The organism is Lactobacillus selangorensis (assembly GCF_001437205.1).
Lineage (GTDB): Bacteria > Bacillota > Bacilli > Lactobacillales > Lactobacillaceae > Paralactobacillus > Paralactobacillus selangorensis.
Map to the genome: position 1 here is coordinate 151,755 of NZ_JQAZ01000001.1, position 11,821 is coordinate 163,575.

Genomic DNA, 11,821 nt, shown 5'->3' on the forward strand with positions numbered 1-11,821 from the left:
GCCAACTATCGCTGAAACCACTGCCCCAACGACCGCAGTCACGGTTGCACCGACAATGGCGGAAACAGTTGCAGAAACCACTACAGCCGCAACCGCAGAAACTACGGTAGAAGCAACGACCGCTGCAACAGCTGCGGAACCAACGACCGCCGCACCAACTTCTGAGCCAACGACTGAGGCCACTGCCGAAGCCACGACTGCGGAAACGAAACCGGCCAAGAAGCATTGGTGGCAGAAACTGCTATGAAATTTGTGACGAGTGATCAAGTGGCGTTGGATTACACCGACCAAGGTACGGGCCCAGTGGTGCTGATTCTGACTGGTTTTGGCGGTCAAAAGGTGATTTGGAATCGGCAGCTCCCCATTTTTTTAAAACGAGGAATGCGGGTTCTGAATCTCGACCTGCGCAATCAAGGGGCTTCGCAGCACACGTCACATGGGTTACGAATGAGCCGGCTGGGAATGGATATTGCTGAATTTATGGCAGCCCAGCAGGTCACTCATTTTGGTATCATGGGCAATTCGATGGGTGCGGCAGCGGCCAATGCTTATTTGTCGTTATTCGGACAGCAGCGGGTCGATTGGCTGATCGATGTCGACCAGCCGGCTAAAATGGTTAACGATGCAACCTGGCAGTATGGATTTAAAGGGCTGACATGGGCTAATTTTCCTAGCCGCTTCGACCAGCCGCTGGGGCCATCGACGTATCGGCACATTGATGATGATACCTTTGCACTAGTACAGGCAGCCGAAAAGGCGCATCCATTTGACGCCAAGCTGGACCAGCCGTTATTAGTCGACCATGCGTTTCAAGATTGGCGGGATGTGCTGCACCAATTTACACACCCGTATCTGATGATTGCCGGGCAGGAGAGTCCGTACTATCCTAGTGTATTTGCAGCCTTGACAGCTGCTAAAATGGCACGGGCGCAAGCCGTTGTGATTCCAGCGGCGGGACACGTGGTAATGGCGGAACAATCACGTCACTTTAATCAGGTCCTCCAACAATTTTTAAATGGGCTTGCATAAAGCAGCCAAGAAGGGTATAAACTACGGTTTATACCCTTCTTTTTGCCGTTGACCAAATTGCTAAAAACGGGTAATCTTAAGACATGTATTCACTGCAATAGATCGGAGGGGTCGAGGTGGAAATCGCCAAAAATAATCGCATGAACTCGCTGTTTGCGTTTTATGCGCCGTTATTGACGGACAAGCAGCGGCAGTACCTCGAATTGTACTATGGCGATGATTATTCACTCGGCGAGATCGCCGAAGATTATCATGTCAGCCGCCAGGCAGTTTATGACAATATCCGCCGGACGGAAAAAATCCTTGAGGACTATGAACAGAAGCTGCATTTATATCAAAATTACGAACGAGAAAATGACCAGGTGGACGCTTTGCAGCATTACATCGACGCTCATTATGGGCAGGACCAAAAATTACAACAACTCTTGCAGGCTGTTTTGACAACAACCGAAGAATAAGTGGGGAATGAATCGATATGGCATTTGAAGGATTGACCGAACGACTCCAAAACGCGCTCGGTAAATTACGTAAAAAGGGTAAAGTCAGCGAAGCCGATGTCAATACGGCGATGCGGGAAATCCGAATGGCGCTCCTTGAAGCCGATGTTAACTTCAAGGTTGTCAAAGATTTCATCAATACCGTCAAAAAACGGGCGGTCGGAGCCGAAGTGCTCGACAGTTTGACGCCGGCGCAGCAGATTGTCAAAATTGTTGACGAAGAATTAACCAAGATGATGGGCGAGAAAGCTGTGCCGCTCAACAAGGCACCGCATATCCCGACGATTATTATGATGGTCGGGCTCCAAGGGGCTGGGAAAACGACGACAGCCGGAAAACTGGCTTACCGTCTGAAGACGAAAGAACATGCGCGTCCAATGTTCATTGCGGCCGATGTTTATCGTCCAGCTGCGATTGATCAGCTGAAACAAATCGGTGAAAACATCGATGTGCCGGTCTTTGAAATGGGGACGGATACGGACCCCGTTGAAATCGTCCGGCAGGGGCTGACGCAAGCCAGCTTGCAGAATAATGATTATGTCATTATCGATACGGCCGGCCGGCTGCAGATTGATGAAAAATTGATGCAGGAGCTTCAAAATATCAAGGATTTAGCCAAGCCGAACGAAATCCTGCTGGTTGTCGATGCGATGACTGGGCAGGCTGCCGTCGATGTAGCGGAAGGCTTCAACAAAGACCTGGATATTACCGGGGTCGTCCTGACAAAACTGGATGGCGATACACGTGGCGGGGCTGCTCTTTCCATTCGCGCCGTTACCGGCAAACCAATCAAGTTCATCGGGCAAGGCGAAAAGAAGAACGATCTCGATATCTTCTACCCAGATCGGATGGCGAACCGCATTTTAGGCATGGGCGATATGCTGACCTTGATTGATAAGGCCCAGGAAACCTATGACAAAAAGCAAGCCGATGATATGGCCGAGAAGATCAAGGAAAACAGCTTCGACTTCAATGATTTCGTCGCTCAGATGGACCAGCTCCAGCAGATGGGACCTTTGGAAGATATTCTCAAGATGGTGCCTGGCATGGCTAATAATCCGGCGTTGAAGAACGTCAAGATTGATCCCAAGGATATCGCGCATACGAAGGCTATCGTTTATTCGATGACACCGGCTGAACGTGAAGACCCAGACCTTTTGAGCTCCAGCAGACGGCGGCGGATTGCCGCTGGCTCCGGACGCCCAATCCAAGAAGTCAACCGGATGATTAAACAGTTCAACCAGTCCAAGAAAGTCATGAACCAGATGACCAAAGGCAATATGAAGGGGATGGACCAGATGCTGGGCGGCGGCGTCAAAGGCCGCATCGGCAAGATGGCCATGAACCGCATGATTAAAAAGAATAAAAGGAACAAAAAGAAGCGCATGAAGAATATCAAACGGTATCAATCGAAATAGACGGACTGCTGAAATCCGTTTTAGAGTGCCGTCCGGTAAAATATTTTGCCCTGTAAAGAAAAAACACTTTACAGCTTCGTCATTAACTGATAAGATAATGAAGTTAAATTAATTAGGAGGTGGACAGATTGGCTGTTAAAATTCGTTTAAAGCGTATGGGTTCCAAGCGCAAGCCTTTCTATCGTATCGTTGTTGCAGATTCACGTTCACCACGTGATGGCCGCTTCATCGAAACAGTTGGTTATTACAATCCATTAACCAACCCAGAAGACGTGAAATTAAATGAAGAAGATATCATGAACTGGTTGAAGAAAGGTGCACAACCTTCCGATACTGTTCGGAATATTCTCTCCAAGCATGGCATTATGAAACAATACCATGAAGCTCGTTTAGCACATCATCAAGAAGCTAAAAAGTAGGTCTTTTTAAATGACGGATGTAGAAGGACTAATTATGGCGCTCGTTCAACCATTGGTGCGTCATCCGGAGGCTGTGAAGATCACGCAAAGTGAATCGGACCGTTTCATCGAGTTTAATCTACACGTCGCAAAAGATGACATTGGACGCATTATTGGTAAACAAGGTCATGTGGCGCAATCCATTCGGACCATTGTTTACGGCGTCAAAACAGGGCTGAAAAAGCGTGTGCGTTTAAATATTGTTGATGCTTAGGCATTAACAACTAGGGAGTCTGCGACAAAACACTGTTTTGTTTCAGACTCTTTTTCATTCCAAAGGAGGTTCACCATGCCAGAATTTTATCGTGTCGGTCGCATTGTAAATACGCAAGGTCTGAAGGGTGAATTACGGATTCTTGCGACGACTGATTTTCCGGATGCGCGATTCCAAGCAGGCCAGCGTTTGTACATCCAGACCAAGCAGGGACCCGTTGCTGTCACTGTAAAGAGCCATCGCAAGCATAAGAACTTTGAACTGCTGACTTTTGAAGGCTACGACGACATCAATGCCGTTGAACAGTTCAAGGGCGATGATCTCGAAGTTGCCGCTGCCGATCGGGGCACCGATTTGAGTGCGGATGAATACTACTACAACGATATTATCGGATTGACGGTTAAAGACGTTCAAACTGGCAATCCGATCGGAACGGTCACAGATATTATGGATCTTGGTCCGAATGATGTCTGGGTCGTGGAACGGGACGGCAAATCCGACCTGCTGCTGCCGTATTTGAAGAGTGTCGTGCTCAAAGTTGATTTGCAGGACAAAACAGCAACGGTAGATGTGCCAGCGGGGTTAGACGATGAAGATTGATGTGCTGACCTTATTCCCAGATGTAATTAACGAAGTGCTCCATGAATCAATCGTCGGGAAAGCCTTAGAAAAACAGCTGTTTGACCTGAATGTCATTAACTTTCGGGATTATTCCGACGACAAACACCACCATGTCGACGATACCCCGTATGGTGGCGGCGCCGGAATGCTCCTGCAGCCGCAGCCCATTTTTCGGGCGCTGGATGATGTGAATACACAATCAACGGCGGCCCAGAAACGGGTCATCTTGCTCGACCCGGCTGGTGTGCCGTTCACTCAGAAAATTGCCGAAAACTTAGCGCATGAAGAGGAACTGGTCTTCATCTGCGGCCATTACGAAGGCTACGATGAACGAATCCGGACCTTGGTGACGGATGAATTTTCGTTGGGCGACTTTGTGCTGACGGGCGGCGAACTGGGCGCCTTGACCATGATTGATGCGACCGTTCGCCTGCTGCCAGGTGTCTTGGGCAACCAAGCTTCGAATAAAGATGAATCATTCTCGACGGGACTGCTGGAATATCCGCAGTACACCCGGCCGCCTGAATATCGGGGTTTGAAGGTGCCCGATGTCTTGATGAGCGGCAATCATCAGGAAATTGACAAATGGCGGGCTAAGGAAGCTTTGCGGCGGACCTATGAACGCCGGCCGGATTTGCTGAGTACGTATGACCTCAGCAGCCAGCAGAAAAAGTGGCTGCGGGAATTCGAACGAGCCGACCTTGGTAAATAATCTTTACAAGTAATGGTTGCTATGGTAGTATTTAATACTGTGATGAGAAATTCACAATCAACGATGCTCCGCTCGCCCGAATGCGGTGATGAACGTCGGAACAAAGGGAGAACTTATTTATGAGTCAGCAAAATCCATTGATCGACGAAATCACAAACGAACAATTACGTTCCGATATTCCTGATTTCCGTCCCGGCGATACTGTTCGTGTCCATGTCCGCGTTGTCGAAGGTGAACGTGAACGTATCCAGTTATTTGAAGGTGTTGTAATCAAGCGCCATGGCCATGGCATCAGCGAAACTTATACTGTTCGCAAGATCAGTAGCGGTGTCGGTGTTGAACGGACATTCCCATTGAACTCACCACGTGTTGCCCAAATCGATGTGACACGTCATGGTCGTGTTCGTCGTGCCAAGTTGTACTACTTACGTGCATTACGCGGCAAGGCTGCTCGTATCAAGGAAGCACGTCGTTAAGATTGCTTCAAAGTCGTTCGTTTACAGAACGGCTTTTTTTGTTGGTTTAATTTTCATTAGCGCCGGCAAAAAGCAAGTGCTACACTTATCTCTGAACGATGAAAGCCGTTACGGCGGTTTTCAATGGAGGAGGAACCAAAATGAAAATGGATGACATGTTTGCACATGCCCCCATTCCCAAAGTGTACATGCAGCTGGCTTTGCCAGTCGTTCTCGAAATGGTCGCTAGTATGGTCTATAATCTGGCGGACACTTTTTTTGTGGCGCAGACGGGTAATGCTGATTTGGTGGCAGGTGTCGCATTAGGAGCACCGTTATTGACGTTTATGCTGGCGGTTGGCGATATTTTTGGATTGGGCGGCAGTGCCGTCATCTCACGGTTTATGGGCCAGAAAGAACATGAGAAATGTGCCCGCTTGAGCAGCTTTTGTTTTTATGCAGCGATTGTTGCCAGTTTGATTTTAACGGCGCTGTTGCTGGTTTTCGAACGTCCGCTGTTAGGCCTGTTAGGGGTCACGTCCGCCACTTATCCGTATGCTGCCGGTTTTTACCGGATGCTTGCGATTGGGTCGACGGCCATCATTGTGTCGCTGGTGCCGGATAATATCATTCGGACGGAAGGACTAGCCAATAAATCGATGCTGGCGACGTTAGCCGGCATTGCACTGGCCATCGTTCTCGACCCGTTGTTTCTGTTTGTGTGCCATTGGGGCACAACTGGCGTGGCCCTGGCCAATGTGCTGGGATACGCCGTGAACACGCTGCTGCTCATTTACTACATGCTCGCCGACTGCAAAGTATTGTCCTTGTCGCCACGGTTATGGCGGATTCCGATGACCGGTGTCCGGCAAGTCTTCAGCATCGGGATTCCGGCGTCGTTGACCAATCTGACCCAGAGTTTCGGCATCCTGCTGCTCAATAATTATTTGGCGGTCTATGGGGCCGTTGCGCTGGCAGCGATGGGAATCGCCACCAAGGTCTATATGATTGTTATGCTGATTATGGTCGGTTTTGCTTTTGGTGCCCAGCCACTGATTGGCTACAATTTCGGGGCCGGCAACCGGCAGCGTTTCCGGAAAATCCTGCAGTTTGATTTTGCCGTTGAAATTGGTTACGCATTGTTATCCGCCGTCTTACTGATGATTTTTGCGCCGCAGGTCGTGGCGTTATTTATGCAGCAGCCGGCAATTGTCAAAGAGGGGACCGAAATGCTGCGTTGGTTATTAGTAACGGCGCCCTTTATCGGAGCAATTTTAGTTTTTACCACTGTTTTTCAATCAATCGGCAAGGCGATAGGAGCGTTCATGATGGCGATTACCCGTCAGGGCGTCGTCTTTGCCCTGGTGATTGTTCTCTTATCGAAATGGCGCGGCTTCCAAGGAGTAATTATGGGGCAGCCAGTTTCCGATGTGATTACTTTTGCAATCGGCTTCTGGCTGTATCGGCGTCTGCTGCCGTCTTCACAAACGGCGGTGTGAGTTGCGAATTTTAAAAATCATGGTAAAATTGTTGTTTGAAGGTTTTATGCTGACATCAATAAACGGAAAAGGTCGAAAACTTTGTTCTTGGCCTTTTTTTACGGCGTAATATCGCATGGGGGCAATGTTATGACGACCTGGATTTACGTGGTCTATTATCAGACAAATACAACAATGACCGTTTTGCGGGCCTTTAACAGCGAACAGCGGGCGAAAGATTTCGTCGCCGTGCTAACGACGACACCTTATCCAGAGTATCCGCTTGCTGATGGAGGCTATTCGTATCAACGGATTCCATTATATTAAAAATGAAATGAGGCTTTAAAAATGGCAGAACAACCACAAGCACGATTAGATCGCATTAACGCATTAGCAAAAAAGGCCAAGACTACTGAAGGTTTGACCAACGACGAAAAAAAAGAACAGGCTAAGCTGCGTAAGGAATATCTGGCCGATTTTCGGGCCGGCTTCAAGCAGCAGATTGAAGACTTGCGGGTCTTTGATAAGAACGGTAAAGAAGTGACTTCTGACAAAGTTAAGAAGATTCAGCGCGATCGGAAGCTTCGCAACGATTAAGCAAGCCTTTCATTTTAAGGGCAACTTGTGTAGAATAAACTAGGTAAATCAATCACGAAAGAGGGAGCAGCATGACTGTCTTATGGGGCATCTTGATCTTCTTGGTCGGAGGTATCATTGGTGCGGTCGCCGGATTCTACGGTGCACGTCAATATATGAAGAAATACTTCCAAGAAAATCCACCAATCAATGAGGACGTTTTACGTTCGATGATGGCACAGATGGGACAAAAACCATCCGCTAAAAAGTTGAATCAAATGATGAATTCGATGAAAGCTGAACAAAAGAAAGCTAACAGCAAAAAGTAAGCGATAAAAAAACTGCCGCCAACTGAAATTGGTGACAGTTTTTTTGTGGTTTTAATCGTTCAGGGCCGCACTCTCCTTACATTTTGCCTTCTTCTTTTTCCTTGAGAGCTTTTTCTTCATCAGGGACGTAGTGGAAATTGGGATCGATTTCGGCGTCGAGCTTATCGAAGGCAACCTGCATTTCGTCGCTGACTGTGGCTAAACCGGCGTCGTTGAGCTTCAGTTTGGGGTCAACGGTGATTGGGTCGCCAAACCGAACGGTGATTCGTTTCCGCAGGAAGAGGTCCCGAAATTTCAGCGGGCCTTGGTAGACAACTGGAATCAGCGGTGCCTTGGAGAGTTTGGCAATGACAGTGGCGCCGCCTTTTAATTCGGAGGAGTACCGGCTGCCGGACGGAAACATGATTAGAGATAATTTGCCGTCCTTCAAAATCCGGACGGGCGTTTTAATTGCCGAAGGACCCGGATTTTTGCGGTTGACGGGAAAAGCATGTGCATGGACCAGCACAAACCGGAAAAAACGGTTATTAAATAATTCTTCTTTAGCCATAAATGAAAATTGACGGGGACTTGCGGCGAGCGCAAAGAAGATCGGATCCCACCAAGTTCGGTGCGGCCCCACTAAAATGTACGGACCGTCGAACAGCTTGTCACGATTTTCATAATGTGTGTTACCATTGATAAGCCACACAAAGGCACGGATCAACGCCCGTGCAAACGAAAAAAACATGGTTTAACTTCCTTTCTGACGTTCGTTGCTACAATCGTTTCCATTATACCAAAAAATAAACCTAGAAAAATGCTATTTTGAAAGGAGCTGTTCCGATGCATCCCGATGAACGAATCGACCAGTTATATGGACAAACTGTTAAAATCATTCAAAGCGACGAAGTCTTCTCCTTCTCACTCGATGCGGTGTTGCTGGCCGATTTCACTCGTATCAGCCGCCGCAGCAAGGCAGTCGACCTCTGTGCCGGCAATGGGGCGGTCGCCTTATTTTTGAGTCAGAAAACCAGCGGGCCAATCAATTTAGTTGAAATTCAGTCCCGTTTGGCCGATATGGCAGCCCGGTCGGTACAATTAAATCACTTGGAAGACCGGCTGCATGTTTATCCAATCGACCTCAAGGATGCGCCGCAAACCTTGAAAAAAGATGCCTATGACGTTGTGACCTGCAATCCGCCGTACTTTGCCGATCAGCCGCACAGCCAGAAAAATCCGAATCCGTACTTAGCAATTGCCCGCCATGAACTCAAAACCGATTTAAACACAGTTTTAGCAACGACGAGTGCTTTATTGAAGACAAATGGCCGGGCGAGTTTTGTGTACCGGCCGGACCGTTTTCTAGAAATGTGCCAGAAGATGGTGGCCAACCGGCTGATTCCGAAACGGATTCGCTTTGTCTATCCGTTTCAGAATAAGGACGCCAACATGTTTCTGATTGAAGCCATCAAAGACGGCAAACCAGGGGGGCTCCATCTGGAAGCACCGCTGGTCGTCTATGATGCGCCTAATCAGTATACGCCGGAAGTGCAGCGGTTGATCTATGGCGACTAAAGCGTACTACTTTTATGTGCTATTATGTGCGGACCAGAGCTTTTACGGCGGTTTTACGGACGACGTGGCTAAACGAGTGGCGACGCACAATGCCGGCAAGGGCGCCAAGTATACCCGCAGTCGCCGGCCGGTGCAACTCTTGTATTCAGAAGAATTTACCACTAAATCGGCGGCTTTGAAGGCTGAATATGCCTTTAAACATCAGCCACGTCGTGCCAAGGAAAAATTCTTGACGGCCCATCAAATTGTCTGGAAATAAAGATTGCTTTTAAAAAGACAATCCGTTAAAATAAATAACGGTGCTATTGCATCAATTCACACGTCGGTCGATTTATGGAACGGTGCTCACACGAGTTCTCCATAAAAAGGACGCCGGCGGACGAAAATCAAAAACCAATGGAGGAATCATACTTATGGCAGTTTTAACCATGAAACAGCTTCTTGAAGCTGGTGTCCATTTCGGTCACCAAACACGTCGGTGGAACCCAAAGATGAAGCCGTATATCTTTACAGAACGGAACGGTATCTACATCATCGACTTACAAAAGACAGTTAAGATGATTGATGACGCCTATGACTTCGTCAAGAACGAAGCCGCAGACGGTGGTGTCTTCTTGTTCGTCGGCACAAAGAAGCAAGCTCAAGATTCAATTGAAGAAGAAGCTACTCGTGCCGGTCAATACTACGTTAACCATCGCTGGTTAGGCGGTACTTTGACCAACTGGGCCACAATTCAAACACGGATTCAGCGCTTAAAGGACATCAAGAAGATGTCAACTGATGGCACATTCGATCGTTTGCCAAAGAAGGAAGTTTCCAAGTTAAAGAAGTCCGAAGCTAAACTTGAAAAGTTCTTGGGCGGTATCGAAGATATGCCACGCATCCCTGATGTGATGTTCATCGTGGATCCACGCAAGGAAAAGATCGCGGTTCAAGAAGCTCACAAGCTGAACATCCCGATCGTTGCGATGGTTGATACCAACGCTGACCCAGATGACATCGATGTCATTATTCCATCCAACGATGATGCCATTCGTGCCATTCGTCTGATCACTTCAAAGATGGCAGATGCCATTGTTGAAGGCCGTCAGGGCGAAGACCAAGACGTTCAAGAAGGCGACTTCGACGACGCCAAGCAAGGCAACGATTCGATGGAAGAAATCGTTGATGTTGTTGAAGGCGACAACAAAGACAAAAAAGATCAGCAATAAAAACAGAGCGTGACAAAGCACGGAGTGACTTTGAGCATGAAGTAGCCTTTGACGTGGTGAGTGGTCTTACTCACTAGGCAAAGGCTATTCAGCGGAAAAGTCAGTGCTTTGGAACGCGTTTCGACCTAAGCGTCGAAATCAATCTGTTTACTGATGAAGCTCGAATCCTAAACGGGATTCGAACGCTGAATTATAATAATTATGGAAAAGCTGTCTTATTAAATTGCCTTGGCAAGTTTGAGGCAGCTTTTTTTAAAAAATCATTCAACCAATGGAGGTTCTAGACGATGGCAAACAAAATTTCTGCAAAGCAAGTCTTGGAATTACGTCAAAAAACCGGTATCGGCATGATGGATGCTAAAAAGGCATTAGTTGCTGCTGATGGCGATATGGACAAGGCTGTTGACGTTTTACGTGAAAAAGGTGTGGCAAAGGCTGCTAAGAAGAGCGGCCGTGTTGCTGCCGAAGGTTTAGCTGATATTGCCGTTTATGACAATGCCGCTGCAATCGTTGAAGTCAATGCTGAAACGGATTATGTGGCTTCCAATGACAAGTTCCAAAACTTCGTCAAAGATGTGACCGAAGTAATCGCAAAGAACAAGCCAGCTGACATGGATGCTGCCATGAAGCTCAACATGGGCGACGATGGCGATGTTGAACAAACAATCACTGCTTTAACAGCTGTGATCGGTGAAAAAATCAGCTTGCGTCGTTTCAAAGTCGTTGAAAAGAGCGACGATGAAGTCTTCGGCAAGTACATCCATAACGGCGGCCAAATCGCGGCTTTAGTAGTCGACAAGGGCGGCGATGAAGCAACTGCCAAGGATATTGCAATGCACGTTGCCGCAATCAATCCGCAGTTCTTGAACCGTGTCGAAGTGCCTGACAGCGAAGTAAAGCATCAGACTGAAGTCTTCACTGAAGAAACTAAAAACGAAGGCAAACCTGAAAAGATTTTGCCTAAAATCGTTGATGGCCGGATGAACAAGTGGTACTCCGAAGTTTGCTTGGTTGACCAGAAGTTCATCAAGGACCCAGATATGACCGTTGCGAAGTACGCTGAATCAAAAGGTGCCGAAGTACAAAGCTACGTTCGTTATGAAGTTGGCGAAGGCATCGAAAAAGCACAAGATGACTTTGCAGCTGAAATCAAGAAACAAATTGATGACGCTAAAAACTAGTTTTTAATAAGAGCGTGTCTTAATGACACGCTTTTTTTATGGCCAAGCGCCGAAATTCAGGATTGAATATGTTAGAATAGGACTT

17 protein-coding genes are annotated in these 11,821 nt (G+C 47.7%); 16 read left to right on the plus strand and 1 reads right to left on the minus strand.

From position 1 onward, the window contains the following. Positions 1-243: 243 nt before the first annotated feature. From IV40_RS00775 to IV40_RS00825, 12 genes are all read left to right on the plus strand, one after another. Positions 244-1,029 (plus strand): alpha/beta fold hydrolase, encoded by a 786-nt coding sequence (locus tag IV40_RS00775; protein WP_057768439.1) that lies wholly within the window; start codon positions 244-246, stop codon positions 1,027-1,029. 116 nt (positions 1,030-1,145) lie between these two features. Continuing rightward, complete coding sequence (locus tag IV40_RS00780; protein ID WP_057768441.1) at positions 1,146-1,487, plus strand: putative DNA-binding protein; 342 nt, start codon at positions 1,146-1,148, stop codon at positions 1,485-1,487. Between the two features lie 17 nt (positions 1,488-1,504). After that, positions 1,505-2,944, plus strand: a complete 1,440-nt coding sequence (gene ffh / locus IV40_RS00785; RefSeq protein WP_057768443.1) for a signal recognition particle protein — start codon at positions 1,505-1,507, stop codon at positions 2,942-2,944. Between the two features lie 128 nt (positions 2,945-3,072). Further along, entirely contained in the window at positions 3,073-3,363 is a 291-nt protein-coding gene (gene rpsP / locus IV40_RS00790; protein ID WP_057768446.1) for a 30S ribosomal protein S16, read from the plus strand. Between the two features lie 10 nt (positions 3,364-3,373). After that, entirely contained in the window at positions 3,374-3,616 is a 243-nt protein-coding gene (locus IV40_RS00795) for a KH domain-containing protein (RefSeq protein ID WP_057768448.1), read from the plus strand. Between the two features lie 75 nt (positions 3,617-3,691). Beyond that, a complete protein-coding gene (gene rimM / locus IV40_RS00800) occupies positions 3,692-4,216 on the plus strand; it encodes a ribosome maturation factor RimM (RefSeq protein ID WP_057768450.1) in 525 nt (174 codons plus the stop codon). Continuing rightward, complete coding sequence (gene trmD / locus IV40_RS00805) at positions 4,206-4,949, plus strand: tRNA (guanosine(37)-N1)-methyltransferase TrmD (protein ID WP_057768452.1); 744 nt, start codon at positions 4,206-4,208, stop codon at positions 4,947-4,949. Before rimM ends, trmD begins: the two co-directional genes overlap by 11 nt. A gap of 119 nt (positions 4,950-5,068) precedes the next feature. Beyond that, entirely contained in the window at positions 5,069-5,425 is a 357-nt protein-coding gene (gene rplS, locus IV40_RS00810) for a 50S ribosomal protein L19 (protein ID WP_057768454.1), read from the plus strand. A gap of 146 nt (positions 5,426-5,571) precedes the next feature. Beyond that, a complete protein-coding gene (locus tag IV40_RS00815; protein WP_057768808.1) occupies positions 5,572-6,903 on the plus strand; it encodes an MATE family efflux transporter in 1,332 nt (443 codons plus the stop codon). A 129-nt stretch (positions 6,904-7,032) separates the two neighbouring features. Beyond that, positions 7,033-7,209 (plus strand): hypothetical protein, encoded by a 177-nt coding sequence (locus IV40_RS10850; protein ID WP_164478924.1) that lies wholly within the window; start codon positions 7,033-7,035, stop codon positions 7,207-7,209. A 21-nt stretch (positions 7,210-7,230) separates the two neighbouring features. After that, positions 7,231-7,479 (plus strand): DUF896 domain-containing protein, encoded by a 249-nt coding sequence (locus tag IV40_RS00820; RefSeq protein WP_057768456.1) that lies wholly within the window; start codon positions 7,231-7,233, stop codon positions 7,477-7,479. 71 nt (positions 7,480-7,550) lie between these two features. Continuing rightward, positions 7,551-7,787 carry a YneF family protein gene (locus IV40_RS00825; RefSeq protein WP_057768458.1) on the plus strand — a complete coding sequence of 79 codons (237 nt, stop codon included), beginning with the start codon at positions 7,551-7,553 and terminating at the stop codon, positions 7,785-7,787. Between the two features lie 76 nt (positions 7,788-7,863). Here the strand turns inward: IV40_RS00825 and IV40_RS00830 are convergent, their stop codons facing one another. Continuing rightward, positions 7,864-8,517 carry a lysophospholipid acyltransferase family protein gene (locus IV40_RS00830; protein ID WP_057768460.1) on the minus strand — a complete coding sequence of 218 codons (654 nt, stop codon included), beginning with the start codon at positions 8,515-8,517 and terminating at the stop codon, positions 7,864-7,866. A 95-nt stretch (positions 8,518-8,612) separates the two neighbouring features. On the opposite strand from IV40_RS00830, the gene IV40_RS00835 reads away from it, so the two are divergent. The 4 genes from IV40_RS00835 to tsf all read left to right on the plus strand — a co-directional run bounded on the left by IV40_RS00835 (position 8,613) and on the right by tsf (position 11,736). Further along, entirely contained in the window at positions 8,613-9,344 is a 732-nt protein-coding gene (locus IV40_RS00835; RefSeq protein ID WP_057768462.1) for a tRNA1(Val) (adenine(37)-N6)-methyltransferase, read from the plus strand. Beyond that, the gene (locus IV40_RS00840; protein WP_057768463.1) at positions 9,334-9,603 is read left to right on the plus strand and encodes a GIY-YIG nuclease family protein; all 270 of its coding nucleotides are present in this window, start codon (positions 9,334-9,336) and stop codon (positions 9,601-9,603) included. The genes IV40_RS00835 and IV40_RS00840 overlap by 11 nt, the downstream gene beginning before the upstream one ends. Positions 9,604-9,757: 154 nt before the next feature. Then, entirely contained in the window at positions 9,758-10,555 is a 798-nt protein-coding gene (gene rpsB / locus IV40_RS00845; protein ID WP_057768466.1) for a 30S ribosomal protein S2, read from the plus strand. Positions 10,556-10,842: 287 nt separating this feature from the next. Then, the gene (gene tsf / locus IV40_RS00850) at positions 10,843-11,736 is read left to right on the plus strand and encodes a translation elongation factor Ts (RefSeq protein ID WP_057768468.1); all 894 of its coding nucleotides are present in this window, start codon (positions 10,843-10,845) and stop codon (positions 11,734-11,736) included. Positions 11,737-11,821: the final 85 nt, after the last annotated feature.

Excerpts from the sequence above, each read along its gene's own strand:
- IV40_RS00775 (WP_057768439.1), top strand. The coding sequence starts at position 244 with ATGAAATTTGTGACGAGTGATCAAGTGGCGTTGGATTACACCGACCAA.
- ffh (WP_057768443.1), top strand. The coding sequence starts at position 1,505 with ATGGCATTTGAAGGATTGACCGAACGACTCCAAAACGCGCTCGGTAAA.
- IV40_RS00795 (WP_057768448.1), top strand. The coding sequence starts at position 3,374 with ATGACGGATGTAGAAGGACTAATTATGGCGCTCGTTCAACCATTGGTG.
- rimM (WP_057768450.1), top strand. The coding sequence starts at position 3,692 with ATGCCAGAATTTTATCGTGTCGGTCGCATTGTAAATACGCAAGGTCTG.
- trmD (WP_057768452.1), top strand. The coding sequence starts at position 4,206 with ATGAAGATTGATGTGCTGACCTTATTCCCAGATGTAATTAACGAAGTG.
- rplS (WP_057768454.1), top strand. The coding sequence starts at position 5,069 with ATGAGTCAGCAAAATCCATTGATCGACGAAATCACAAACGAACAATTA.
- IV40_RS00815 (WP_057768808.1), top strand. The coding sequence starts at position 5,572 with ATGGATGACATGTTTGCACATGCCCCCATTCCCAAAGTGTACATGCAG.
- IV40_RS10850 (WP_164478924.1), top strand. The coding sequence starts at position 7,033 with ATGACGACCTGGATTTACGTGGTCTATTATCAGACAAATACAACAATG.
- IV40_RS00820 (WP_057768456.1), top strand. The coding sequence starts at position 7,231 with ATGGCAGAACAACCACAAGCACGATTAGATCGCATTAACGCATTAGCA.
- IV40_RS00825 (WP_057768458.1), top strand. The coding sequence starts at position 7,551 with ATGACTGTCTTATGGGGCATCTTGATCTTCTTGGTCGGAGGTATCATT.
- IV40_RS00830 (WP_057768460.1), bottom strand. The coding sequence starts at position 8,517 with ATGTTTTTTTCGTTTGCACGGGCGTTGATCCGTGCCTTTGTGTGGCTT.
- IV40_RS00835 (WP_057768462.1), top strand. The coding sequence starts at position 8,613 with ATGCATCCCGATGAACGAATCGACCAGTTATATGGACAAACTGTTAAA.
- IV40_RS00840 (WP_057768463.1), top strand. The coding sequence starts at position 9,334 with ATGGCGACTAAAGCGTACTACTTTTATGTGCTATTATGTGCGGACCAG.
- rpsB (WP_057768466.1), top strand. The coding sequence starts at position 9,758 with ATGGCAGTTTTAACCATGAAACAGCTTCTTGAAGCTGGTGTCCATTTC.
- tsf (WP_057768468.1), top strand. The coding sequence starts at position 10,843 with ATGGCAAACAAAATTTCTGCAAAGCAAGTCTTGGAATTACGTCAAAAA.